18 protein-coding genes are annotated in these 25,574 nt (G+C 41.7%); 10 read left to right on the plus strand and 8 right to left on the minus strand.

The window, feature by feature from the left end; all coding sequences use genetic code 11:
• The 5 genes from E0F88_RS11690 to E0F88_RS11710 form a co-directional block, all read left to right on the plus strand.
• On the plus strand, positions 1-234 hold a 234-nt coding region (locus tag E0F88_RS11690; protein WP_165940047.1), incomplete at its 5' end, for an integrase core domain-containing protein.
• 170 nt (positions 235-404) lie between these two features.
• Positions 405-929: a hypothetical protein gene (locus tag E0F88_RS11695; RefSeq protein ID WP_131958446.1), complete on the plus strand. Its 525-nt coding sequence runs from the start codon at positions 405-407 to the stop codon at positions 927-929.
• 541 nt (positions 930-1,470) lie between these two features.
• On the plus strand, positions 1,471-2,049 hold the full coding sequence (locus tag E0F88_RS11700; RefSeq protein ID WP_131958447.1) for a hypothetical protein: 579 nt from the start codon (positions 1,471-1,473) through the stop codon (positions 2,047-2,049).
• 536 nt (positions 2,050-2,585) lie between these two features.
• A complete protein-coding gene (locus tag E0F88_RS34985; protein WP_229213746.1) occupies positions 2,586-3,947 on the plus strand; it encodes a hypothetical protein in 1,362 nt (453 codons plus the stop codon).
• Positions 3,948-4,590: 643 nt separating this feature from the next.
• Positions 4,591-5,049, plus strand: a complete 459-nt coding sequence (locus E0F88_RS11710; protein WP_131958448.1) for a hypothetical protein — start codon at positions 4,591-4,593, stop codon at positions 5,047-5,049.
• Positions 5,050-5,076: 27 nt separating this feature from the next.
• Here E0F88_RS11710 and E0F88_RS11715 read toward each other — a convergent pair whose 3' ends face one another.
• A complete protein-coding gene (locus E0F88_RS11715; protein WP_131958449.1) occupies positions 5,077-5,397 on the minus strand; it encodes a hypothetical protein in 321 nt (106 codons plus the stop codon).
• A gap of 695 nt (positions 5,398-6,092) precedes the next feature.
• Between E0F88_RS11715 and E0F88_RS11720 the strand changes: the two genes are divergently transcribed.
• Genes E0F88_RS11720 through E0F88_RS11730 form a run of 3 tightly spaced genes read left to right on the plus strand, consistent with a single transcriptional unit; the run spans position 6,093 to position 8,414 of the window.
• On the plus strand, positions 6,093-6,419 hold the full coding sequence (locus E0F88_RS11720) for a PadR family transcriptional regulator (protein ID WP_131958450.1): 327 nt from the start codon (positions 6,093-6,095) through the stop codon (positions 6,417-6,419).
• A gap of 4 nt (positions 6,420-6,423) precedes the next feature.
• Complete coding sequence (locus E0F88_RS11725) at positions 6,424-7,014, plus strand: HAAS signaling domain-containing protein (protein ID WP_131958451.1); 591 nt, start codon at positions 6,424-6,426, stop codon at positions 7,012-7,014.
• Positions 7,011-8,414: an alpha/beta hydrolase family protein gene (locus E0F88_RS11730; RefSeq protein WP_131958452.1), complete on the plus strand. Its 1,404-nt coding sequence runs from the start codon at positions 7,011-7,013 to the stop codon at positions 8,412-8,414. Before E0F88_RS11725 ends, E0F88_RS11730 begins: the two co-directional genes overlap by 4 nt.
• Positions 8,415-8,736: 322 nt before the next feature.
• Here E0F88_RS11730 and E0F88_RS11735 read toward each other — a convergent pair whose 3' ends face one another.
• The 6 genes from E0F88_RS11735 to E0F88_RS11760 all read right to left on the minus strand — a co-directional run bounded on the left by E0F88_RS11735 (position 8,737) and on the right by E0F88_RS11760 (position 15,796).
• Complete coding sequence (locus E0F88_RS11735) at positions 8,737-9,177, minus strand: hypothetical protein (protein WP_131958453.1); 441 nt, start codon at positions 9,175-9,177, stop codon at positions 8,737-8,739.
• A gap of 211 nt (positions 9,178-9,388) precedes the next feature.
• Positions 9,389-11,515 (minus strand): cation:proton antiporter, encoded by a 2,127-nt coding sequence (locus tag E0F88_RS11740; protein ID WP_131958454.1) that lies wholly within the window; start codon positions 11,513-11,515, stop codon positions 9,389-9,391.
• Positions 11,516-11,517: 2 nt separating this feature from the next.
• The gene (locus E0F88_RS11745; protein ID WP_131958455.1) at positions 11,518-12,093 is read right to left on the minus strand and encodes a hypothetical protein; all 576 of its coding nucleotides are present in this window, start codon (positions 12,091-12,093) and stop codon (positions 11,518-11,520) included.
• Positions 12,094-12,511: 418 nt separating this feature from the next.
• Positions 12,512-13,918: a TlpA family protein disulfide reductase gene (locus tag E0F88_RS11750; protein WP_131958456.1), complete on the minus strand. Its 1,407-nt coding sequence runs from the start codon at positions 13,916-13,918 to the stop codon at positions 12,512-12,514.
• A 231-nt stretch (positions 13,919-14,149) separates the two neighbouring features.
• Positions 14,150-14,986 carry an alpha/beta fold hydrolase gene (locus E0F88_RS11755; RefSeq protein ID WP_131958457.1) on the minus strand — a complete coding sequence of 279 codons (837 nt, stop codon included), beginning with the start codon at positions 14,984-14,986 and terminating at the stop codon, positions 14,150-14,152.
• Between the two features lie 51 nt (positions 14,987-15,037).
• Positions 15,038-15,796, minus strand: a complete 759-nt coding sequence (locus tag E0F88_RS11760; RefSeq protein ID WP_220466278.1) for a glycosyl transferase family 90 — start codon at positions 15,794-15,796, stop codon at positions 15,038-15,040.
• A gap of 811 nt (positions 15,797-16,607) precedes the next feature.
• On the opposite strand from E0F88_RS11760, the gene E0F88_RS11765 reads away from it, so the two are divergent.
• On the plus strand, positions 16,608-18,269 hold the full coding sequence (locus E0F88_RS11765) for an FAD-dependent oxidoreductase (protein ID WP_165940048.1): 1,662 nt from the start codon (positions 16,608-16,610) through the stop codon (positions 18,267-18,269).
• 123 nt (positions 18,270-18,392) lie between these two features.
• On the opposite strand, the gene E0F88_RS11770 is transcribed toward E0F88_RS11765, so the two are convergent.
• Positions 18,393-23,786 carry a S8 family serine peptidase gene (locus E0F88_RS11770; protein WP_131958460.1) on the minus strand — a complete coding sequence of 1,798 codons (5,394 nt, stop codon included), beginning with the start codon at positions 23,784-23,786 and terminating at the stop codon, positions 18,393-18,395.
• 315 nt (positions 23,787-24,101) lie between these two features.
• Here E0F88_RS11770 and E0F88_RS11775 point away from each other — a divergent pair, with 315 nt between their 5' ends.
• Positions 24,102-25,460: a TlpA family protein disulfide reductase gene (locus E0F88_RS11775; protein ID WP_131958461.1), complete on the plus strand. Its 1,359-nt coding sequence runs from the start codon at positions 24,102-24,104 to the stop codon at positions 25,458-25,460.
• Positions 25,461-25,574 lie beyond the last annotated feature (114 nt).

The raw sequence follows: 25,574 nt of genomic DNA on the forward strand, positions 1-25,574 counted from the left end.
CAGAGTATGTCACGCGCTGACGATCCTTATGATAACGCCTGGGCTGAATCTCTTTGGAGCCGACTCAAGGCGGAATTAGAAATGCCTAAGGGAGGTTATGAAAGTGTTGAAAACCTAACAACTGTTTTATTCGAATACATCGATGGATATTACAATATCCGAAGGTTACATTCCGGGTTAAATTATTTAAATCCAGTAGCCTTTGAAAACTTGTATTACAAAAAAACAGGATGATATTTCAGTGGTAATTATTTAACTAACCTGCGAAAAGTGTAAACCGAAAGTGAACCACGTCAAACTACGCAGCTTACTGGAAAAACGGCGAAGCTGTCTTCTTAGCTGATGCTGTTAATGGTAGTGCAGGAGGGATTTTCCTTTCCGGAAGTGACGTGTACCTTGCTGGCATGGCTTCTAATGGTAAGAATGGAGTTGCCAGGTACTGGAAAAATGGGGTTCGGGTAACACTGGGAAAAGATACGGATATGTCGGCGGCAACGGCAATTGTGGTAAAAGACAACGATGTATATGTAGTGGGTTGGGGTGGGAAACCCAATGGACATTTGTACGCCAAATACTGGAAGAATGGCGTCGAAGTCTTTCTAACCGATCAATCCGAAAATCTTTCTATTGCTAAAGACATAGTAATCATTGACAATGATGTTTTTATAGTAGGGTATGTAGAAAAGTATCTGGAAAAGGGTGGAGTAACAAGTGAAGCCAAAATCTGGAAAAACGGAGTTGCAGGCCCCCTGCCTTCAGGCACTACCGCTTCGAGTATTTTCGTATTTAATAATGACATTTACGTGGCTGGGACAGGCACCGGCACTCCATTTGAAAGGGCCATTTATTGGAAAAATGGCGAACCAAACTTCATTTCAGATGGCACAAAAACTGCCTGGGCTACCTCTATATTTGTGAAGAACCCTTAGATAATGTAACAACTGCATCAGCAGCACCTTGTCGCAAGGCGGGCGTCTAAATTGAAAGTGTTCCCTGAAAAGCGGGAGAATTTTTCTGTCTCAAAAAGTGATGAGTATTTTGTCTCAATATAAAAGGATTTCAAGTTCTCTATAATTAAAGGTAAAACTTTTAAGGCAAAGCCATTTGTCAGCGACATGCGTAGAATAAATATAACTTGGCTATTGGTGTTACTGCTTCTTGCCATTTTCCTAATTAGCAGTTTTTTGATCGATTAAGTAATTGGAATCCCAATTGATCACCAGAGCCTTTTGCCACAGCTCCTTGACTCAATAGGCTTAGTATTTTTTTATTTTTGCAATGTCATTAGTTGCATCAATACTAATGGCCGGTTTTGTCAATAACCCAAGATCGTATCAGAGACGAGTATTACGATTACTACCTTTTTGGTTAATGGTATTCACATCACTATTATTCTTATTTTTTGTAGGTTTACGATATTATTACGCTACGGCAAATCTGTTTTATCTTACAATAAAATCGCTAAAGTTTATGATCCTGACAAAAAGAAATCTTTTAAAAGCGGAAAAATTCCCATTTTTTTTCATGACGATTCTCTCAATAATGCTCTTTTTTTCGTGCGAAGAAACGGGTAAAGTGAGAGGGGATGAAGATTATATAGTTAAATTGGACACTTATGTAAAATTCAAGGCAAATGGAAAACAGTATTACCTTAAACAGGAATCTAATATTGTGAACGTCTATACCATTATATCAAGCAGACCTGTTCCGGATTTTTACAAATTTCAAATTACGGGGCTGGTAGCCAGTGATGGCTTTCCAGCATTAACACTTGTTGCAGCCAGCACCAAATACTTCGAGGAAGGAGAGTACAAGTCGGATGATATTAACAATTTGAATCCTCGCATTTCCATATCTGCACGACTTCCGATAAGTGGGGATGCAAAGAAATTTGATACGTATTCAGGAGACAAGAACCTAACTTTTAAAATTTCGAAGCATTTTAATGAGCGCGTTGAAGGAACCTTTTCCGGTACTCTTTATAGCGAGACGGATAATTCGAAGATTCTAATAACGGAAGGTAGTTTTTCGGCTATCCGATCAATTTAACAGTTTTTTACTGTTGAAAAGGGCTATTAAAATTGACTATTCCAACGGTTTGCTGCTTGCCAACAATAGATACTAAACCTAATTTGCCACGTCCGGTAAATAAGATGATACTCTGTCGCTAGTCTTAAAAAACGAACGAATCAAACCTGATATACAACTAATTTCTCCCCCCCACCCAAGCAGTGACCCGCGCAGGAGTTAACAATCATTCATTCTCAAAAACCAGTGATATCCATATTTCAAATCTGGCCTGCTTTGGTAGTTGCAACCTCTTAGCTAATTTGTACTTTTGGGGAGTTGTTATCTGGTACTTATATGTTATGAAACTATGCCAATATTGACCCTTCTGTGAGAGCCATACAGAGAAGCCGAATTATCTTTCGAAAAGGGGAGCGCAAATGTCGGCATCATGCCATTTGATATCCGAAGATTGACCTGTCAACTCCAGTTCAGGCATGTTTATAAAAGTGAGTTTTGAAACATCATAACGCTTGATCATAAAACTGAGACTAAAACCATCAGTATATACGTCCTTCATGTCCGAGAAAAACCCAACAACTGCTTCGTCACTTACACCTGACGAACAAGACAAGCTCCGGGAATTAACCACCCAGAGCTGGAACCTCGAATTAGCCATCTCCGGGGTTGCTATGTTCGCCATCCTCCAGCTGCCCGATCTTTTGGAGTCAGCCTTTAGCTACATCCAGTATAATTACATGACCCACACCGAGGGTGCAGCGGTCATGTTGCCATTGATGGTATATAGCCTGATAAGGGCCACTTGTCATGTTTTGTTTGCGGCTTTTCTGGCCAATTTTGTGATGAGGGCGTTTTGGGTGGGTCTGGTCGGTCTGCTGGCTGTTTTTCCGTCGGGAATCCATTACGACCGTATTCCGTTCTCTACGCCTTATGCCCAGCAACGCCTTGCCGACGAGCTTGGACCACTTGACCGCTACATTTTATGGCTCGACAAACGGTGCAACATCGTATTTGCCCTTGCCTTTCAATTCGTGTTCTTGCTGGTCATAGTAGCCATACTCTACATGCTTGGTTTACTGATTTATTTAGTTGTACAACCCAACGTACCCGCCAATGTCTGGTTTGGTGTCAAAATTGCTTTAGGTGTGTTGGCGGCCGTGTTCTACCTGACCATTTTCTTGTTGAATCAGAAGAGTGTAAAACAAACCCCCAGGGGCATGCAGCTCAATTACCGTTTTATGAAGGTGGGCCAATTGATGATGATGGGCATGTACAGACACACCTCTTACGTTACCAACACATTTTACAGCAATATCCGGCGTGGCAAGTTATTTCAGACGGCAACGATTTTCATTTTAGTATTTTTTGGGGTGTTCTTCCTTGAATACACCAACGATCTCTCGCGTACCAGAGGACGTATGCCTCTTTTTAACAGCCGACATCTCTACTCGGCCCGTGTCGATAGTCTTTACATCGAGCCTACAGCCTATGACAACCAACGCCCTGAGGGAGCTTTTGTCAGCGCGGCTTCCATCCAGTCAGACGTGATTCGGGAGCCCTACCTGCGCTTGTTCATTGCCTATCCCAAAGCGCTCGATACGAAGCTCAAACAAATTGCGCCGGAACCAGTCTGGAGCGATACGCTATCGAGGCAAGCGCGCCGGCAGCAGTATGCGATCTGGAGCAGCCAGCAGATCAATAAACTGATTCGCATCACAGTCAATGACTCGACCTATGCCCAACCTGATCTGCTATTTACCAAAACCGGATTTCATGAGCAAAGTGGCTGGCAAACGGTAATGGTACCGGGCAATCTGAAAATTGGCCATAACCTGCTTCGCGTGGCATTGCAAGACCCCCAAAAAAAACAGGCTGACGAAATGGTAACCATTCCGTTTTGGTATGTACCCGAACCCTGACTAAACTCTGTTCATATACGATAAATGCAACGCTCTGTTGAACGAAGAGAATTATAACAATCAGAAGGCCGCCCTAATGAATGATTACCATGGTCTCTGCACGGTCATTAAGCGTTCTATTTCCCTTAGAATGAATTGGTTCTGTTGGTTGTCTACCATCAAATCCGCGAGATAATTCCTGCGGCAGACTTATGATTGTCAGCCAAGTGTTGTTTTACAAGCTTCACTCGCTCAACCGACAGCTATAAACTTTTCGCTGGATCTCTCTTGTCATCTGTGTGCCCAAATAGGTACAATTTCGACTAATGGAAGTTCGATCATGTATGCCAAAAATCAACTTCGGGCCAATCCAATAAGTAAACATAAGCTGGCCAAACAAGCAGATCTACTTCGTGCAAAGTTTGTGTGAATAGTCAAGGGGTTCACCGGGGCCATGGCTAAAAATGGTGTGATCATACTATCGGTCTGCGCTGAAATTCATAGCGAATGTTATAGTTTCTCATATTATATTTGTATTGGGTATAAGGTTAACGTTCAAAAGTAAAAGGTCAGATCAAATATGAAAAGCGCGATCGTTCTTAAAAAAGAGAACTGTTCTTCGATCTCTTTTCATAGCCATAATTATCTTTACGAAAAGACATATATGAGAAAAATATCAATCCTGTTTGTGATTATCTTATGTGGCTACCATGCTGCTGCTCAAATTGATACAACAAGCTACGCCGAGCAAAGACAGCAAATCAAAGATCTTATTCATCATAGAAAACCGGATGTGCCAATAGACTGCTCCGATTTGATAGCAGTTGGGCCCAAAGGGGACATTTCTTTTTCAAACCAACAGTGGAAAGGTGTACAGGCCAAGGAAAAGGTGGTTTTTAAAGCTGTGCGACCAATACCGGGTCATGAATTTATACGCATATATGACGGTAAGACAGCTGTTGTGAATTTTCTGGCTGATGTCCAGCTTTTGGTTGATGGGCGCGATGTTAATATCAAAGTGAGGCGACTGGAAGTTTTTCACAAGCAAACCAGCGGCTGGTGCCGGGTAGCAGGCCAGGGTACAGAGGTTGATGAGAAAATGTTTCCTGTAAAAACCAATTAGGCAGAATTGCAAATGGAGTTTAGCTGACTAACTTTTTACACTCCGGCCGCACTCATTCAAGCTTATTGTATTTTCGTTAATCAAGTCCGGCGCCACCTTGTAATGTTCCAACTGCTCGTTTATGTCTAAAATTCTGAGGATGTTGGCTACTTTGAAGCGGATGTTATGATAGATGATATAGATAAAATTCACCAAACGATTATTATGTTCGGCTGCAATATCGACCAGACTTCTAAGTTTCTGCTGTTTTAAAATCAGCGGCGTTATATCGTGACCGATACACCGGAGTTCATCCGGATTGTCGTGCTTATCATTTAATATTGCAAATTCCCATTGCGTTAATAGCATCCCATGGGATACTGGCTTTCTCGATTACCCAGCGCGCCTTATCAGGCCGGCAGAACACAGATTTACTGTTTCAATGCAAACAGCCTGATCAACCGGCATGATCAGGCTCAGTGAATTCTTTCCAATCCACTATTCTGCTTCAAGTTCAAGTTTCCTGCAAAAGACAAGGTTTAAATAGGTATGGTTACCTTCGAAGTCGGTTTTGATGTTATAAAATGAATTATTCCCGGTTATTGATCTAAAATACGCGCCATCATTTTTATTTTGTTTAAAAGACTCAATGCTTCCTGCATCCAAAATTGCTCTTCATGAAATCTCATAACGTGTTATATTGAGGGGGTGCCAATATTTGCAGATATTCAAAGTAGTGGAGTCTGGCAACTGCGATTACTCGGAAAACTGTCATGGTTATGCGCTAAAATCAGGCCAGTGAATCACTCTGCTGATTAAAGGTTGAGAGACTCATGCGTGTTTATAAATGAGTGCATATCAACATCGTTTGAAAAAACGGCGGTTAGAGATTCAAATCCTCAACATAAAACAAAGCGTTTAAACGCGCTACGGGCTTCACAACTTCACACAGTTTTACCCATTCACAGATTTTATCCGCGCTCTTTAAGCGACTGAACTATTTTGAAAATACTTTATTCTTAAAAATACATTGTTATACTATGTATTGTGTGTAAGTTTGCTTCATGAAAAACGAATTCTTAGAAAACTGGCATTCTCAATTGCGAAAGGGGTTGCTTCCGCTTTATGTCTTGCACATTCTGGATCAAAAGCAATGTTATGGATATGAATTGATCCAGGACATCAAGGCCGTTTTCAGTGTCGATGTGGCAGAAGGGACGCTCTATCCGCTGCTGATCAGACTGATGAAAGAAGAGCTACTTACACATCAGTGGGTAGAACAGCCATCGGGCATTCCCAGGAAATACTATGCAATTTCTGCGGTCGGAAAAAGTAATCTGGCGGAAATGAAGGCATACACCAACTTAATTATCACGAAAATCAACGGCTAAACCCATGAAATCTATTACGTTAGAAAATAAATCGGCCCAGCGGATTTACAATGATTATATACACCGCTGTAAAAAAGCTGTAAAAATATTGCCACAGAACGATCAACAGGATTGTCTGCTTGAAATTAACAGCCATATTTTTGAGTATCTGTCAGCTGAAAAAGGCGATGACCAAACCGAAGCTTTGCTCAATGTACTGGCGCGGCTTGGTCCGCCGGAAGAAATGCTCAAAGAGCTGGTTGCCACAAAAAAAGTTGAACAGGCCAAAAGAACGTTTAATCCGGTACATTTGCTTGAGGCCATATTTTTAAATTTATCCAATGGCTTTATTTATATCATCCTGTTTTTCTTGTTTGTGATTGAGATTTCTCTGCCGGTCCTGATTGTGCTGGAACTGATCTATCCGGAGCGCATCGGATTTTTTACAAATAAACATGGCGGTTTTTATTTGGGATATGGCCCTGAAGAATCAGGATCGCGGGAATGGCTTGGCAATGCAGTCATTCCGTTCATGCTGGTGATGATTGCCGTTATTTATGCCTTTATGATCCTGCTGTTGAGAATCACAAAAACCACAAAAAAAATACTGCAATGAAAAATTTATCTATCGTAATGTTTTTTGCTTTAAGTACGCTTGCATTGCGGGCTCAGGATGTTGCCGGACAATGGAACGGTATCTTAAAAGTTCAGGGAATGCAGCTTCGGATTGTATTTAATATTACCAGGTCTGACAAGGGGTATGTGTCAACCCTGGACAGTCCGGATCAGAAAGCAACTGGTATTCCTGTAACCACGACCAGCTTTGAGAATCAGGTTCTGAAACTCACCATTGCCAATGCAGGCATTTCCTATGAAGGTACAATGGATAAAACAAACGTCATCGTTGGAACTTTTAAACAAGGCGGACAAGCCATAGCGCTAAACTTATCTTCTAAAATGCCGGATAAGGAAAAAATTTCCAGACCACAGGAGCCGATAAAACCCTATCCTTATTACAGTGAAGATGTAACTTTTGAAAATAGGATCGACAACATTGTGCTGGCTGGCACGCTCACCTTGCCCAAAGAGGGCGGCAGTAATTTTCCTGCTGTGATTTTAATCAGCGGCAGCGGACCGCAAAACCGGGATGAGGAGCTTTTAAGTCATAAGCCTTTCCTGGTTTTGTCTGACCATCTGACCAAAAGCGGGATTGCTGTACTACGCTTTGACGACCGGGGAACAGCCATGTCGAAAGGGAATTTTCAAACGGCGACTACCCGGGATCTTGCGCGGGATGTACAAGCCGCAGTGAGCTACCTGCTAACCAGAAAAGAAATTGATAAAGCCAAAATCGGCCTGGCAGGACATAGCGAAGGAGGAATTATTGCTCCGATGGTCGCGTCAGAATCCAAAGATGTAAGTTTTATTGTGATGCTGGCAGGAACCGGCATACCAGGAGATCAACTGCTTTTGTTGCAGCAGGAACTAATCGGAAGAGCATCGGGTCTTAGTGAACAGAGCCTGGCGGCAGCAAAAAATGTCAACAAAGCAGCCTACGATATTGTTGGCAAATCCTCTGATTCCGAAAAGTTGAAAACGGATCTGACAACGTTTATGAATAAACAAGTCGTGGACAATCCTGAGTGGAGTAAATCCTCTGGACTGAGTCAGGAGCAGTTTGTCAGCCTGCAGGTGAAAGAACTGACCAAGCCATGGATGATATATTTTATTAAATATGATCCGGCGCCTGCTTTACAAAATATAAAATGTCCGGTGCTGGCTGTGAATGGAGAAAAAGATTTGCAGGTACCCTCAAAAGAAAACTTATCAGCTATCAAAGCTGCTTTGGAAAAAGCAGGCAATAAGAAAGTTACTATCAAAGAACTGGTGGGTCTAAATCATCTTTTCCAGGAATGTAAAACCGGTTCCCCTTCAGAATATGCGGTTTTAGAACAAACCTTTTCACCTGTTGCATTAAATGAGGTGTCTGAATGGATTTTAAGAACTGTTAAATAGAATAAACCATACGGGTTTGTTATGTTGGTTCAGTTTTCAGATCCAAAGTCTAGCTGTGCTGATCATGGGAATATGAAGACTTTCGTGGCGTTTTGCCTAATGTTGCTGCTAAGGGTAGGGGAAGTGACCGGGTTTGGACCGGCGAAACTATGAACTCGCAAGGGTTGATCTACCTGATAAAGAGGTAACCTTATGCCGCCCTGGAAGCGCATGGGGAGTGAAACCAAGAATACACCCATGGAAATACATTGGAATTTCATCAGTCAAATATCGCCAGCAAGTCTTGAACCATTGCAACAGTGGCAGCCTTCTGATTGGTCATCTACCTCGTTTTTAGAACAACCTGACCATCCGGATAATTTATATCTGCTTTATTTTCTGCGGTTATAAAAAAGCTTTCAGGCTCGAAAGGGGTAGCGGTTTTAAGCTCACTTCGAAGCGTTTTAGAGAAAAGACGCTTCACATTTTTTAACTGACCCAGATTCTTGGTTCCATTTCCCGATGTATTCGCCCACAGCACGTAGGTGTTGCGGGATTCAACCAGTTTATCGGCCGGTGCAAGGTTTGTGACCGTTAAGTCTACCTGGTAATTTTCATTTTTATCTTTTTTGACTTTAATTGTTCCGTTTGCCGCCGGAACAATGGCAGATTCAGTAAATATAAATTTTTTGCTGCAGGAGCTAAAAGCGATCAGCATAACAAATAGCAATAGGTATCGAAACAAAATAGGTGCGGAAGGGTTGATCATTTTTATCATTGACATCTTCTGTAATAGTTTTAAGCCTACCCGTATTTCTACTAAACTTGTGCCACCAGTTTTTGTCTGAAACGGTTTATACCCCATGCGCGCTCATACAGACAGCCCATATTGTGCTTACTGAGCAGTTTTAATTATGGCTTTTTTTAGTGGAAAATGCGGCGGACATTCAAGTGCTGCTGGCCGCTCTAAACGTTTGTAGTCAATGCCGTAGTGGTCAGCGCGAGAACATTTTACCAATAAGCTGGCCAATTTCAACAAAGTCGTCATGATTGCTTACTGCCCGTTTTTCTTTTTTATCCAGGCGCTTTTGACTGGATGGATAAATTAAAAGAAAGTTGTTCTCTTTGATGTGCTGGTTCAAAAAGTCGGTAATCAAACTTAACTGATTAGTGTAGGAAGTCATTCCCCGCTTGGCCATAAATACAATCAGGCCTTCATCACCGGAAAGATGCGAAGCGGCATTTTCAGCTTCACTCCAGTCTGTGATCGTGTGTAGCGAGATTTCAATATTAGATTTACTGACTACACTTTGCAGGATGCTGATGATGGATGCGTCAGCGTAAAAACGCATCATAGCTCCCGAATTTTTGGCTAAATTCCACACCCGCAGCAGGGCACTGAAAAAACCGGCTTCCTGCTGGGCTTTGGCCGGAATCAGAACCAGGTGTTGCTTGATTGTTGAAACAGGCTGCGATGCATGGTAAACCAGGGTGTTGACATTGTTATTTTGCAGATACCCATTGTGTAAATTATGAACAAAGGAAGGAGTAAAACCTTTGTGAGGCTGCAGGCCAATGATCAAATCGGTGATCTGCTGCTCTTTAATGACATTACTGATAGCTGTGGCTAAATCGTGGTCGTGTCTTGTCAGTGGCTTAACAACTACATCAGCAGAGGCGCCCGTCTGAACAGCTATTTGGAGCGTCTTTTGAGCATTTTTTACAGAAGATTCATTTTTCTGATCGTTAATAACATTTAAGGCAACAACGCTGTCTTCGCCGTGATGCGCCTTAATCAGTAAGCTTAGGTTGACAAGCTTTTCGACGGTCTGTTCATAATTGACTGCAAGCAGAATATTTTCGGATTCGGAACTGATTGCCGAAGCATTTTCATCTTTTTCCAGTGCTGCAACCCGTTGTGCACTCGACATGGACACAAACGAGGACACCGTACATGAAATCAGAATCAGCAGGATACTTCCGTTTAGAACATGCTCGCTGAGCAGTCTGACAGGCTCTCCGCTTGCGGTTTCGGAAACAATGATGTTGTAGGCGACCATTACAGAAGCAAGCGTAGCTGCTGCTGAGGCCGAGCTGAGTCCAAAAATTAGCGTTCCTTCATCTTTGGATAATCGGAAAGTTTTTTGGGTGGCAACCGCCGCCAGATACTTGCCGCCAATGGAAGCAGCCACCATGACAGCAGCTACTGCCAGTGTGTCGAGGCTTTTGACGAATACCTTAAAATCGATGAGCATACCCACACTAATCAGGAAAAAGGGAATGAAAATGGCATTTCCCACAAATTCCACCCGGTTCATCATCGCCGAGCTATGCGGGATGAGCTTATTCAGGGCCAGACCGGCAAAAAATGCACCGATGATCGCTTCAATGCCAGCGAGTTCGGCCAGCACTGCGGCCAGATAAATGATAACCAATACAAAAATGTACTGGGAAATTTTATCATCTACCCTTTTAAAAAACCATCGGCCGATAATCGGAAACACAAAAAGGACCGTAAGACCGAAGGCGACGATCGATAAAGTAAGCCGGGTCCAGAAAGCGCTATTAACATCTCCCTGCGTCATACCGACCACTACAGCCAACACCAGAAGCGAAAGCACATCGGTAAGCATTGTTCCGCCTACGGTGATGTTAACGGAGATGTTCTTGGATACACCCAATTTGCTCACCAAAGGATACGCAATCAGTGTATGAGAAGAAAATAAGCTTGCAAAAAGTATTGAAGTTAAAATCTCGAAGTGCAAAAGATAAAATCCACCCAGAAAGCCGAGTGCAAACGGAATTACAAAGGTATACAAAGTAAAAGTTACACTTTTCCACTTGTTTTTTTTGAAGTCACCCAGATCGATTTCAAGGCCAGCCAGAAACATGATGTAAAGCAGGCCAGTCGTTCCGGTGACAACCACACTGCTGTCTCTGGCCAGCAGGTTTAAGCCGTTTGGTCCAACGGCCGCTCCGGCAATCAGAAGACCAAGCAAATGCGGGACCTTTATTTTGTTGAGCAGCAGCGGAGCACCTAAGATAATAACCAGTTCGATCAGAAATTTTAATACCGGATCCTCAATCGGCAAACTGCCCACATGTATATTTAATAATGGCATAATCAGCGACTGGTAGAGCGTGTAAGTTCGATGGAAAATTTTGCAGTGCAGGTCTGATCAGATTTGCTTGTCTGCACACCTTTTATTAATTCTGGCAAGACTGTGGTCAGATCAATGCTGAGATTAATTTTTTTTCTCGCTGAAGAGTCACTCACAAACTGTAAGTTTATTCCGGTGGTATCATAATGGGCTTTATAGATGCGGACTAAGTTGTTGTTTTTATCTGTAACCCGTGTGTGCAGACCTGTTGAATCACTAACAAATTCCCAAACGTTTGACCGCTGATCACCGATGACATAATCGCTGCAGTCCGATTCGCGGCAGACGGATTTTGCATTCCAAAATCCGGCAATAGACTGTGGCCACTGCTGGATAAAAATCGTATCCTTCTTGGTAAGCAAACTATCACGCATTCTCAGAAGTGCGTAATAATCAGCTTCCTTCATAGCAAATTCTTTCTCCCGTTCTGTTAGAGCCTGTTCACGCTGCATAAGCTGCTGCTGCTTTTGATTGTCCTTACAGGCTAACAGCATCAGAAATAAAAACAATGAAATAAGGTAACGTTTATGTATCTGCATATTGAGTAGATCAATGGTTATTGCCATAGCGGCTCTGCAATATCGAAGAACTTATTCGCCCAAGTTAAAAATTTGAAATACAAAACCAAAGTTCTTTGTACGGCTGAGCCAGGGTTTTGTTACTTTATGCCGGGATCAATTTTATTAAATTTTAAGTCAGACTTTTTTTAGCTCAAGTAGTGCAGTGCGAGGATTTAAGTAGTGTGAGAACCTGACTAATCTTTGGTAACCCAAATCATGAATCGGCCAGTAACCTGGTTTGCAAAGTCCTAGCCCGGGGACTTGTCAGATCAGATGCATAAAAAATAAGGTTTCCTGAAAGATAACCTTCAATGATTATTGAGCCTGAAAGTATTTAAAGGAAGGTTTGCTGCCATTGGCTTTAAAGGATTGCTCTGCATTTTCCTGTCAATCAGCGTTACTTTAATCCGCTATATTTTTTAACAAAAACAATCCAATCTACTCCGAAAGGGACGGTAACATATTTGCCTGCCGGCGTAATAAGTAGTTTTGTAGGATATCCCTGAACGGCATAGGTTTTCTCGATCTGGTTATCTGAGATGGCTACCGGGAAAGAAAAGTTTTTCTCTTTCATATAAGCCGCTACTTTTTCCTGCTGGTCGAAACAGGCGATCGTCATCAGTGTCAGAGAATCGGGGTTATTTTTGACGGTTGTATCATAAAACCGCTGCATGTCGGGATGTTCCTGTCTGCACGGTCCACACCAGGTTCCCCAGAAGTCAACCAGAATCCACCGGCCCAGAAGGCTATTGCTGGAAAATGCCTGCTTGTCAGTTGCTTGAAGCATAATAGGAAAAGCTGGTTTGGCCTGTTCATTAATTGCTTCGGACCAGTAAGAATCAAAGTTTTTAGCTGGGGATGATTTGCCGTAGAAGTCTTGCAGTTGCTGCTTAAGCTCAGGGTTGATAAGCGCCATTTGTAGCAGTGTAGATAGTACGAGTTTCGAGTCCGTAGAATCGCTGATCAGAAATTCCAGATATTCATCCTGAAAACTTGCGTTTTGCTCCTCAGAGAGAAAATGCATGTCATAATAAAATCCGGGTTTATTGCCGTTGTCGATCAAATCAGGGCTGAACTCATAAGCTGTTTTAAGGTATTCTTTCTTTTTATTCAGGTCATCTTCCCTTTGAGCCTCAGAAAAATTTACATAAGCATACAAATAGCGGTACCATGCCCTTTTGCCGCTTAAAGATCTGTTCGTTGCATCTTTTGGAAGTATCTGATTTTTTTCTAGATCATTTCGAGTCAAAGCCATGAGCCTTTTTTGCAAGGGCTTTAAAGCTGGTTGTTTCTCTATTATCTGACTGATCATCAATCCATACCGACCGGCCCTGTGCTGATAGATATCTTTTCCTTCAATCTCAGTTTTAATAAATTCTTCTACAAGATTTTTCAGGGCTTTGGGATCATCCCGATTGTTGTGAACTTCTGCCAGCAAAAAAAGAGGGTGAGCACTTTGCAGAAGTTGGCGTGTGGTATCACTCATTATTTTTGCCAGAACATCCAGTGCAATTGTCCGGGCTAGTTTCTTTTCCAAAATATCCGGGCCCTGGTTATCGGTAGGACTGAACTGCATAATTTTCTGAGCAAATTGATTATGCAGCAGGTCTGTCAGAAGATCTCCTTTTCTCTTATTAGAAGCAAGCTTGCGGATATAGTAAAAAGAAGAGTCTGCATTCTCATAGCTGAATTTTTGAAATTGATTAAAGAGAAACGACGGTGATTCCGGATCGTTTTTTGGCGGCTGGGCAGAAAGGCTAATATAAAAAACCAGGAATATTAGGATAAGTTTATAGCGTTTCATGTCTTTACAATTTGAGGGAAGCAAGTATGATCTAATATTAAAACATTGAAATTCAGAATTATACTTATTACAAAAACAGTGTAGCGAAAAATGCCCGCAAGTTGGATTCTGTTCCAAACATCTCCATTTTATTTTAAGAGAATGAATTTGGCAGCAGCAGTTTGAAAAAGTTAGCCTGAAATCGGTAGGTGATTTTTTTGATGAGATTTGGGCGCGACGAAAAAAAATTATCTATTTATTTTTAGAAATAAACCGGTTGCAGGCCGCTACAAATAGCGCTGGATCACTCATCCAGGGATCATGGCATGCGCCCTTAATCGTAAATAATTCGGCTTTCGCAAAGATGTTCATGTATTCGTCCGCACAATCTATTTGACAGGTTTTGCTGCCGTTAAAAATAAGAACGGGAACTATAACGCTGCGGAGGCTATCTACGATAGGTGCTGATACAAAACTTTCTCTTGTTTCAAAAGAAGGAGCGTCTGTATACATTTCAATTTCTTTGAAAATGGTTATGGTTTCCTCGCAGGTTGATCCGTCAATGTTATCTCGACGTAAGGTCCCGGTTTCGGTTACAATCTGTCTATGAGATTGAACCAAGGGTTGGTAGAATTTTTTTCGATAAACTTCATTATTTCCCTGCCAGTGATATGTACCAGTGAGAATAATACCCCGGATATCCTCTGGATTTTTGTAAGCATATATCATAGCTAATGTGCTTCCCCAGGATGAGCCAATCAGGAATACCTTTTTCTTAGGTGAAAAAGTCTTTATAACCCGTTTCAAATCCTTTACATGTTCCTGCCAGACATAAGTGGTATCCTGTTGGCTGCGGCCACAGCCACGCTGATCATAGAATATGACAGTACAAAATTTATTGAGGGAGTCTAACTCTGGACGCAAGTATTCATGCTGAACACCTGGCCCGCCATGTAAAACAATAATTACCTGTGATTTATCACCTAGTTTCCAATATGCTAGTTGCGGAAGGCCTTTTACAAAACCATCTTGACCAAAGATTTCCAAAGTGCAACCAAAAAACAGCAGGGCGATCAGTAAGGCACGCATAAATGACAGATAATTCTGGTGTAAGAGTTACTACGGAGTAAATTATGCCATTCAAATCGGGTCAGAAAGCTGCCCGGTATAATGAAAATATTTTTGCAGCACCAAAATAGAAATAAGGTCTTCTAATTTGTTATCCAGAAATTGCTTGACATAAGTATTTGCATTTGTGACAATCTTCTGCGCTTCTATTGGATGATCTATATAATATCGGAGTTTTTCTTCCAGATCAGAATAGTCTTTTTTAATACAAATAAAGTGAAAATCAGCAATAAGTGTCCCTTCCATAAACCAGGTTTCATAGGTCGGTTCAGGCATCACGGCGATAGAATTTGAGGACATGATCCATTTGAGATTGGTTGCTACATCATTACCTTCCAGGCTGAGGATGAACTTGTATTCTAAATGGTCAATAATGGATATTTTCGGTTTCAGCCAGGCCGGATTTCCACCTACTTTATTTACCTGACCCAGATCACACAACGGATGTTCGAAGTATTTTTCCATAAATCGGACACGGTGTGGCTGTGGAGAATTTGGTGCGCTAATTGAGCCCCGCCCGATCAAAATATCTTTTTTTTGAGTAAATTGATATGGATCTTTAACAAAAAAGAAATGTCTGTTTTTATCCATTTTCAGTATCACGGCGTTTTCGTTGTTGTTTCCAACGGGTCTGCTTTTTTGTAAAGTTGGTACATCCGGAATATGTATTACATCTTTAAATAAAAAATTCGCCTTTAAAGATTGTTTAAAATATCTGGTGTGCTCACGGGTGTCGAAATAGTAGGCACTAGGACCTTTAATCTTATTCATTTCGGACAGTAACACGGCATTTTCTCCTAACTCTTTCTGATAACTTAACTTATTATAATATTTTAACCGACTATTCAGGTAATGAAGATCGTAATTGTTTGAAGACAGGATTTTTCTTCGTAAAGTTTTTTGATACAGCTTATTAGGGATAAGCTCTCTTGAATAATTTGTTATAAAATATACTACTTTGTTTTTTCTAATTGATAGGAAAATCTTGTTGAATATCATGTGTATTTTTTGAGCTTCCTTAATAACTGTAATAAAAAGTTGAGAATTGAATTTGTCGCAACCAGCGATTTTCAATAAATGTATTTTTCCGGATCGATGAATTGGGCTGGTAAATCTTAATATTTGTCTTTACAAACTATAAAATGCTATATAAATAACCATACATAAATTTTATAGACAAGACAATATACACCTAACATTACTTACAATCAAATAACTTTTAAGGGGCAGCAACACGCAAAATGCCCGGAGCTGCAAAGTATCGGATACAAACAGTTTTTCACCAAATTTAGTAGACTGGGTGCGGTCATTGATTAGTTTGATTGATTTTACTTTATGGTAAGCAAGACTCCGAAAGATAGATCTATCAGACTTGTGACCAGGTGGCGGACGCTGAGCGAGGTCTTTAAACATCATTGAGTAAATTTACTTGGGAGCTAAAACAAAAGAATTCCCATTTTTTTAGAGGAAATTTAACACCTTCCAGCCTTGTTGTAACTGGTTGCTGCTGGTTAAAACCTTGGAAAAAACCGAAAGAAAGCGCATAATTTACAATATGATCACCAGGTGTGAAATACAACAGATGCTAAAAAATAGAAAACTGAGAAGCTGTCTTTTGTTGCTGATCACTTTGCAGGTGTCCTTAAACGGTTTTAGTCAAAAGAAATTTGATGTCATCATTTACGGCGGAACAGCTGCCGGTTACTCTGCCGCAATACAGGTTGCACGTCAAGGGAAAACAGTAGCCATCATCGAGCCCGGCGGTCATATCGGAGGCAATGTTGTAGAGGGTCTTGGCGGGACAGATATTGACAACCATAAAGAGTTTCAAAACAGTTTGGCTGTTAAAGGGATTGCTTTGGAGTTTTACTCCCGGGTTGCAAAAGCATATGGCCGTCAGCAGGCGTTTGATAAAATGATTCGAAATAAAGAAAAGAACCCAGCCCTTTGGCGCATGGAATCCAGCGTAGCAGAAAGGGTAATCAAAGATTGGCTGGCTGAATCTCATGTCGTGCTATTTTGCAACCACCCGCTCAGTGACGCAAAGAATTCAGTGGTAAAAAGAGGCAGTAAAATTATTAGTTTAAAAACCAAAGCCGGTCAGATTTTCCAAGGCAGTATTTTTATCGATGCCAGCATAGAGGGTGACCTTTTGGCAGCCGCATCGGTGAGTTACACGGTTGGACGGGAAGCCAATAGCGTATACAACGAGACGCTTAACGGCATTCGGGCAGAGACAACCCATGCGCAATTTGATGTTAAAGTAGATCCATTTAAAACACCCCGTGAGCCTAAAAGTGGTTTGATTGCCACCATTCAGCAAGGACCATTTGGAACGCCTGGTGCGGCGGATAAAAACCTGCAGGCCTTTTGTTTCCGGGTATGTCTGACAAAACAGAAAGATAATCAAATAGCGTTTTATAAACCTCCAGGTTTCAACCGTAATAATTATGAAATTTATCTGCGGTATTTAAGGGCAGGTGGAAAGTTGTATAAACCTTCAGCTAATCTGCCCAACGGCAAAACGGATCTTGGCGCCTGGCACGACCTTTCACATAATTTGTACGGAATGAACGTAGCGTATCCAGAGGGCAGTGATGCCAGACGTAAACAGATTCTTCTCGAGCATGAAACATTCACAAAAGGATTGTTTTATTTTTTAGCCACAGATCCACAGGTGGGCATGTTGGATCAAAACCTTCAGAATGAATGGGCGGGTTGGGGATATGCAAAAGACGAATTTACCGACAACAATGGTTTTCCCCGGATGTTTTATGTTCGGGATGCACGCCGGATGGTGTCTGATTATGTGATAACCGAGCACCATGTCAGAAAGGATAATCCCGTTAAGGTGTCAGATCCTGTCTGTATTGCATATTGGCCCACTGATGTTCATAGTGTTCGCCGGATTGTGAAAGATGGTTATGCTTATAATGAGGGTTTTGTGTTTGGAGGAAATTATTGGCGCCCGCTGCCGGTTTCCTACCGCTCGATGATTCCCAAAAGAAAGCAGTGTACCAATTTGCTGACCCCGACTTGTTTATCTTCAAGCCATATTGCCTATGGAGCAGTCCGGCTTGAATGGACATTTATGGCACTCGGACAAGCCGCCGCGTTGGCAGCGGTTCTTGCAATCGATTCAAAAATAGCGGTGCAGGATGTGGGCTATATCCAACTAAAACACGAGCTTTTACTGCATGGGGCATTCGTTGATCCGGATCATGTAGGAATGCCAGAAGACTGATAGATTCATACTTCAATTCCAATAGCCTTGTTTGCTCCGAAGCTTCTAATGGGAATCGGGTTAAAAAAAATTTCCGAACCTACACCAGCATGTTTATGTACTTCCATCGATTCAATGATTTGACTATTCTTTCACAAACTTGAAAACTTTCTCCCGTTGGCCCGAAGTAATTCTAATCAGGTATAAACCAGGAGCGAAATTTCGGACAGAGATACTTATTGCTTTTTGTGGAATAGACTCATTCAAAGTAAATTCCTCAGTCTGTAAGATATGTCCATTCATATCTGTAATACTGCATGTTACAAGAAGGCCGGGTTGCTGCTCAAATTGTACTGAAATTTTTTCCTTGACCGGATTGGGAAATATCTTCCATTCTTTTTCAGCGTTGACGTTCACCGCCCGGATAATAGAATATTGGAAACTTCCGTCCATGTCTACCAGTTTAAGCCGGTAATAGCGAGTTGCCGAAATAAATTGATTGCGGTCTGTAAAAGAATAGGCACTTTGTTTTAGACTTTCCTTATGCCCGGTGAGCTGCCCAATTTTTACGAACTTCATTTGTTGGAATTCACTCTTAGTGATGGCAACTTCAATTTCGAAATGACTAAAAGTTTTCTCGTCCGATGTTTTCCATTCCAATAATACAGACTCCTTTTTCTCGAAATCGTAAAGCTGATGTTGAGCTGAGAAGCTGACAATTGACACAGGCAGAGGCTGAACAGAGCCAATGTAATCTTTTGCAAACCAGAATTCGGAAAAGTTTTTTGTCTCAAAATCAGCATAATAACCGTCCATAAAAGGTATAAGTCTCACCATCTGTTTGGGATAATGAGTCCAGGTTGATTCTGCGTTATTCTCCAAAATTCCGTCTTCGTTAATCCCTGAATACTTCGTCAGTGAAAGATCATATACAGAACCCGGCCTGCTAACTCCTGTATTATCAGTGGCCATAATCAGCCCTTCAACTTCCTTATCTTTGAAAAACAGCCTGATTCCAATGGGCTCGGTATAAATTTGCGGCGAAGCTTGAATACTAAAATTGCGGGGAAGGTAGTATTGGCCTTTTGTAACAGGAGTTGGGGAAATGTTTTTGTAAGCTGAAACGGAAACGTTACCCATTTTTTGGTTGTTAGGATTGACCGCAGCTATCAAAGAGGAACCGACCTTTAATGATATCCATTGATTTCCTTCGACATGATCTGTCGATGCGAAACCCTGATTTGGTTGCTGTCCGGTAATCTGACCTGTGAAGTCATAGATCGGATCCCTATCATAGAGATGAACGTCATCGATTGCAAAACCCTCCCTATGGTTTGAAGAATTTCCTTTGATAACAAATCTGAACCTGATATAACCGACCGACCAGGGTAAGGCAAGCTCACTAGCCACATGCCAACGGGTATAATCCTGAGAATTCCAGGCAAGAACCTTTCCAACGGTGGGTTTATACCAATTGGTACTCCAGTCTGATCCGCCTAATGTTTGCCAATTCGATGAAGTACTGTATTCCACGTATGCAATATCACAGCCACCTTCATCACATGGATCCAGATCTAAGGAGCTGCTAAAGCTCAGCATAATGCTTCCCCTGTTGCTATCACCAAGATAAAAACACGGCGAGTATAGATAGGAAATGCCATCGTTTTGGTAAGGCCCGTCCAGATTTGTCTTCCATGCATTTAGCCCGCTGGCAGCACCCTTTATTTTGGAGGAGTTAGGATAACCGAATTGCCATGCCGAATTTTGACCAAAAGTCTGCCAGCCTCCAGGTCCATTTTCAAAATCTTCAAAATAAGGAAACTTTGTGATAGTCGGCGGGGTAGTGACCTGAAGGTGCGAAACATTATTGTCTGGCTTCAAATCAAGATATTTGCTAAGCGAAGCCCTGATCAAATGGTCCCCCTCTTGTTGCAGCTTCGAAATTATGCTAAAAGCAAAACTTGCTTCGCTGCCTGCTCTCACAACAGGAATAAATGCAGAACTCACATTAAGTCCGTCAACCGAAACCTGCACAGGCACATTAAAGCAATCGTCAGTTCCCAGGTTTTTTACGCGCACACTAAGTTTTTGCGAAGTTTCTGTGCATACAGGAAGGGATAATGGCGCGACTTCAACCAATACAATATCACTTGCAGCTTTTACCAACTCTATATCATCAATGATAATTCCGTCTGTTTGCGCAGGATACCTGGCTTTTTGGCGCCACATTACCTGAAAGCTTGTTGAGAAACGTTGAGAATTCTTCTGTAAAAGATTGCTTATCTCTACCGTTTTTTGGTAATAATTATTGTCTAACCTCAAATGTTGTGTGTCGCGATAATCAGACACGAAAATCCAGGAATCCGCATCGCTTCCCCGGATATATATGCCTACATCTCCGTAATAGTAGCCGTTATATGGACGAAACCGAAATTTTAGAAGCATCTCATCAACCCCGGTACTGAGATCAGCAAGATTGTAAGTGCCTACAAGTGTCGTAAAGTATTCATGCGTGCCCCAGCTATCCGCATCAAACAGTAATGCCTTACGCCCCGAAAACGCAGTTTCCGGATCCGTCAGGGTTCTCAGCCTGCCTATATTACTCTGAGAAATAAAATCATATTTATCGGCATTCTCCAGACCTATTTGATCGAATTGCAATGTTTGGCCCGGCATTGCTTCAAAACTTTCCAGATACGGCAATGAAACTGGGCTGTTCGGAAGTTGTTTTATAACAATCGTCTTTCGGTTATTTTTCTGTACGATATCTCCATCCATTTTTATGTAAAAATTGAATGTATAAGTCCCGGCAATATGTAAATCTGCATTGTTGGTAAAAGTATGTTCCAGAGTTGCCTGTGGCGCGATTTCTAAGCTAATTGTCTCCCAATGAATTTGAGCATTTTCTCCGCCGATTGAATATCCCAGCTCAAATGGCTTCTTCACTGGCTGATCGTCAAAATTCTGGATACGAATTGCAACTGGCTCAGAGGCCGTTAAACTGCTTGATGTTAACTCCCTGCCAGATTTCAGGGGTGAAATAATTGAAATGATGCCCAGGTCATTATCAGAGATTGTACCCTCGCAACTACCACCGCTCGGCTTGTGGCCAATTGCGATCGCTCTCCTGCCAGGTATTCCACTGATTCGTGGGCGCACTGAGAAATAATAGGTAGTGTCGCTGGATAAAGCACTGAAAGTGTATGTCAATTCCTTTGTAATTGTCACCGGCTTCATTTCTCCGTCGTTATACCGCATAACTTCATAATCGGTTGCACCATTTACAGCACTCCACTGAATTAATGCATAGCCTTCGCATTGTACAGGCGCCAACGAAATAGTAGGAACCTCCATAATTGTAAACGCGTCGCTTTCTTTTACTACCCCTGTCTCGTTTTGAATCAATCTGATTTTGGCGGAAACTGTGGTAGCATTAGGTACAATCCAGCTCAATTGGGTGGTCTGTGCTGGCACAGCCGAATTAATTGTTGTCCAATCGGTGCCGCCATTCAGGGAGAAGGAAACGTCAAATGTGCTGGCCGGGTTTCCATAGCTATCCCAATGAATATTGATGTTGTCGTCAGTTGTTAACCGTTCTGATCCAACCGGATAAGTCAGCAAAACGGATTGTTCAATCAGATCATAAACCAGGAAAAACTCCTGCTGTCCCAGTGGCACAACCGACCCGGTCACCTGGAAGGTATAGGTTCCGGCAATGGGATTTTCTATGACAACTTGTTCTGCATTGTTAATGTTGTCAACTTGTGATATGGCAGCAGCATAAACGTTGGTGGCATCTGGCGATAACGGCAACACCTCGGAACCCTGAGGGGTTTTGACTTTTAGATCAAGGTTATTCACAAGTGTTTTTCCGCCCGCTATTGTGGAAGTTGCCGGATCATTCCCATAGACCATTACTTTTGCCAGCGAAGTGCCGACGGGAATTTGAATCTGAAATTCGTTTATGGCAGCGTTTCCCAGCTTTCCACTAAAATAACACCCTTTTTTTAGCATCTCCGCAGATCGCAATAGGTTTATCATTCCAAAACCATAACTGAAATCAGGACCAGCCAAACCCCTGTCTGATGCCCCATTGCATAGCAGGGCCTTAATCAGTGCATTTTTTGGATTTTGTTGGTTGTGGAGTTGCCGGTACTGTTGGTAAAGTAGTGCCGCGCCTCCGGTGACTGCGGGTGCAGCCATACTTGTTCCGGTTAACGCCCCATATTTATTATCATGTATACCGGAATAAATAGATGAGCCTGGTGCAACTAATTCCGGTTTAATGCGTCCGTCCTGCACAGGCCCTTTGCTGGAACTAATCGCAATAACGCCGTTTACGAATGTCTGGCCGATGCTTAGCACATTCTTTGCCGAAGCATAATCGCCCAGCACATTGCCAAATCTGGCAGGAAATCCATTGCAGGCGGCCGCATAACCGCTGTTTCCAGCTGCAAATATATGTTGCAAATAAGGGAAGTTATGTGCTTGCTCATCAAGAGTCCCTGAATAACCAGAGTAACTTCCGAACCCCGGACAATCAGCTCCCCCCTCACTAGTCCCGTAAGAATTATTGGTCAGGACCATACCGAAATCGCGAACCAGAGCATTCGCCTCTTGCCATACTTCTTTCTGAGTACGCATAATAACATCTGCCTTAGGTGCATATCCTTTATATTTTTCATTAACAATACCCGCGCCTGCTGCGGTGACTGTTACATGGACCCCATGCGGATCCATATACCTAGTTGTATTACTAAGCACACGGTCACTCACGTCTATATGCGTAGAAGGGCTTCCCGCTTCACCGATTCCGATCACTACTCCCTGACCATTCAATTCGTAATTGAAACCTCTGTCTGAGGAAAGCAAATTAGCCCTGGTCCCTGCCAGACTTTTGTCGTTGAGCGGCTCCTCAGGCGAAGTTATCTTTTCTATGTACTGAATCCAGGGCAAAGCGGCCAGCTCTTCGAGGCGGTTGGTATCGAGCCTGACTTCCAGAAATTGATAATCGATCAGACTTTCGGATATAATTTCAAACTTATTCTTTTCAAGATCAGACCTGATATCATCAATAAAGAACGATCTTGGGTAGCTGACCTGAACATCCATTTTTCCGCTAACCTTCCTCATATACGATGGAAGGTTATCTCCTAGCAACTGAGGTTGAATCTTTTGTATCGGAGATAATTCAACAATGTACTTTATACCATGTAATTTTAACAGGGCAGCATCCGGTTTACCTTTCAGCACGGTCGTATAGGCGTTGTCGGGAATATATTCCAGAAGCTCTATTCCTGCTTGTTTTAACAGGTGGACATTTTCTTCTGATGGGATCGAATTAAACTGAATAATAACCAATTTACCCATCGGATCAGAAAAGCTTTTCCAATCTATTTTGCCATCAGGCAAACCGGTTTGCTGCGTGGGAGTAACAACGCCATTTCTTAAATATAACTTTTGGCTTTGAGCAATAAATGGATGGATACAAAATACTGGCAAAAAGAGCCAGAATAAGTATGATTTCAACAAAGGCATGCGTGAAGAAGGTTTATAAAGGGTATTCTTTCATCAAATCTATAAAATATTTACAAATCATCTTTTAATCCTGTAAGAAGACATATCAACGCAGAGCTTACATGTATCTAATTTAATAGAACAATTCTGACAGTCGGAGACAGCAAACCGCTAATAAAAGGTTACTAATTAAATGATTACCAGATTGGCTGCATAAAACAGCATCTCCTTGTCAAAGAAAAACGTTAATGTTTTAACTGACCTCGATTTTTTCTATGTTGCATAAAGATTTTATGAAAAAGTTTTTGCTACGCTAATCACGCCTTCCCATTCTATATGAAAATTTTTACCCTCTGCCTGTTTTATATAAATCTTGCATGTAATTCATACACGCTTGCTAAAACGCCAGATGCTTTTATCGATCAAAGCGATTCAGTAATAATAAAAATTGAATCTAAACAAAAAGACAGATTTTATTATCCCGACGATTTTGGAAATGTAACTTATTTGGAAGGGGAGAGCAGACTTGTAGTTGATAAACCCTACTTTGAGCTGATTGACGGAAGATATAAGATTTCTTATTTTTTGAAAAGGGGTGAGATGATCAGGATTTTACCGCAGGGTGGTTTTGCCAAGTTTGATACCGGAGATTCTATTCGGAATCAGGAGCTTTTATTTTCAACAGAATATTTCAAAAAATTTGAGATCCAGTTTTATACCGGCTCGTTTTATGAGCGGACTTTTGTCGAACAAAAATACATTGACAATCCGCAATTACGCGATAATCTGCTTGCTAAGGAATACGAGAAGGAAATTGATTTTCTAAAACAATATCAGGATAAACACCGGTTGTCGGAGGCTTTTTTTAGCTTTCATACAGATGTAATCAAATATAAAATACTCGAAAGGAAATTGTTTTTAGGTCACCTTATATTTCCTGAAAATTATGTGCGCAAAATCATTGAAAATGCCATAGTCAGTTTAAAACGGGATGATCTTTTGTTTCTGCGCAATTACCGAAACGCTTCAAACCTGCTTTTGTATGATATTAAAAAATTAGATCACGCCCGTTCTTACAGCGATATTATCAATCAGACATTTGCCAATGACACAAAAGACTTTGTCAGTGCGAGCGCTGTAGTTCATTCAGACCAGGAACTGATAAAGCTCTCTGCAAGTGAAATTCTGTCCATCACTGCCAATTTGTTATCACTAAGCCGTCAGTCTGCATACAAAGAACACGTCGAAGGGATCCATGCTTTCAAATCGCTCGTTTTAACAGGAGAGCAGATACTGGGTTCAAATGGTAAAAGGCTAAACTTCAATCAGATCAGCAAAGGAAAGCTTACTTATATCGATTTTTGGGCATCCTGGTGTAAGCCTTGTATGGCAGAGATGCCTTATTCGAAAAGGCTTCAAGAAAAGTATGCAGAAAAAGGGATAAACTTTGTCTATGTTTCAATCGATAACAACGCGGCTGCCTGGCAAAGGGCAGGAAAAAAGCTGGGCATTCCGCAAGCGGACAGTTATCTGATGCCCTCTTCGAGTATGTCTGCGGTTGCCAAAAAATTTGATATTAGCAGTATTCCCCGGTATATGATCATGAATCAGGACGGCAAAATCATACAGGAAAACGCGCTTCGCCCTTCGGAGTTCAAAATTAGAGCTGTGTTTGATAAAATGCTGAAAAATTGATTCTTACAAATAGTTTGCTTGGTTTTTGGTAAAAATTTATTTATTCCGTAGGCTGCTTTTAAATAACGGTCCGACTTTATCTGCAATAAATAATCCTGTTTATTTATTCAAACA

The organism is Dyadobacter psychrotolerans (genome assembly GCF_004349265.1).
GTDB lineage: Bacteria > Bacteroidota > Bacteroidia > Cytophagales > Spirosomataceae > Dyadobacter > Dyadobacter psychrotolerans.

What these genes read in the sequence shown, in the direction of transcription:
- E0F88_RS11735 (WP_131958453.1), bottom strand. Translation starts at nt 9,177, where the DNA reads ATGTCAATGATAAAAATGATCAACCCTTCCGCACCTATTTTGTTTCGA.
- E0F88_RS11720 (WP_131958450.1), top strand. Translation starts at nt 6,093, where the DNA reads ATGAAAAACGAATTCTTAGAAAACTGGCATTCTCAATTGCGAAAGGGG.
- E0F88_RS11700 (WP_131958447.1), top strand. Translation starts at nt 1,471, where the DNA reads ATGATCCTGACAAAAAGAAATCTTTTAAAAGCGGAAAAATTCCCATTT.
- E0F88_RS11755 (WP_131958457.1), bottom strand. Translation starts at nt 14,986, where the DNA reads ATGCGTGCCTTACTGATCGCCCTGCTGTTTTTTGGTTGCACTTTGGAA.
- E0F88_RS34985 (WP_229213746.1), top strand. Translation starts at nt 2,586, where the DNA reads ATGTCCGAGAAAAACCCAACAACTGCTTCGTCACTTACACCTGACGAA.
- E0F88_RS11715 (WP_131958449.1), bottom strand. Translation starts at nt 5,397, where the DNA reads ATGCTATTAACGCAATGGGAATTTGCAATATTAAATGATAAGCACGAC.
- E0F88_RS11760 (WP_220466278.1), bottom strand. Translation starts at nt 15,796, where the DNA reads ATGAATAAGATTAAAGGTCCTAGTGCCTACTATTTCGACACCCGTGAG.
- E0F88_RS11725 (WP_131958451.1), top strand. Translation starts at nt 6,424, where the DNA reads ATGAAATCTATTACGTTAGAAAATAAATCGGCCCAGCGGATTTACAAT.
- E0F88_RS11775 (WP_131958461.1), top strand. Translation starts at nt 24,102, where the DNA reads ATGAAAATTTTTACCCTCTGCCTGTTTTATATAAATCTTGCATGTAAT.
- E0F88_RS11765 (WP_165940048.1), top strand. Translation starts at nt 16,608, where the DNA reads ATGCTAAAAAATAGAAAACTGAGAAGCTGTCTTTTGTTGCTGATCACT.
- E0F88_RS11695 (WP_131958446.1), top strand. Translation starts at nt 405, where the DNA reads ATGGCTTCTAATGGTAAGAATGGAGTTGCCAGGTACTGGAAAAATGGG.
- E0F88_RS11730 (WP_131958452.1), top strand. Translation starts at nt 7,011, where the DNA reads ATGAAAAATTTATCTATCGTAATGTTTTTTGCTTTAAGTACGCTTGCA.
- E0F88_RS11740 (WP_131958454.1), bottom strand. Translation starts at nt 11,515, where the DNA reads ATGCCATTATTAAATATACATGTGGGCAGTTTGCCGATTGAGGATCCG.
- E0F88_RS11710 (WP_131958448.1), top strand. Translation starts at nt 4,591, where the DNA reads ATGAGAAAAATATCAATCCTGTTTGTGATTATCTTATGTGGCTACCAT.
- E0F88_RS11750 (WP_131958456.1), bottom strand. Translation starts at nt 13,918, where the DNA reads ATGAAACGCTATAAACTTATCCTAATATTCCTGGTTTTTTATATTAGC.
- E0F88_RS11770 (WP_131958460.1), bottom strand. Translation starts at nt 23,786, where the DNA reads ATGCCTTTGTTGAAATCATACTTATTCTGGCTCTTTTTGCCAGTATTT.
- E0F88_RS11745 (WP_131958455.1), bottom strand. Translation starts at nt 12,093, where the DNA reads ATGCAGATACATAAACGTTACCTTATTTCATTGTTTTTATTTCTGATG.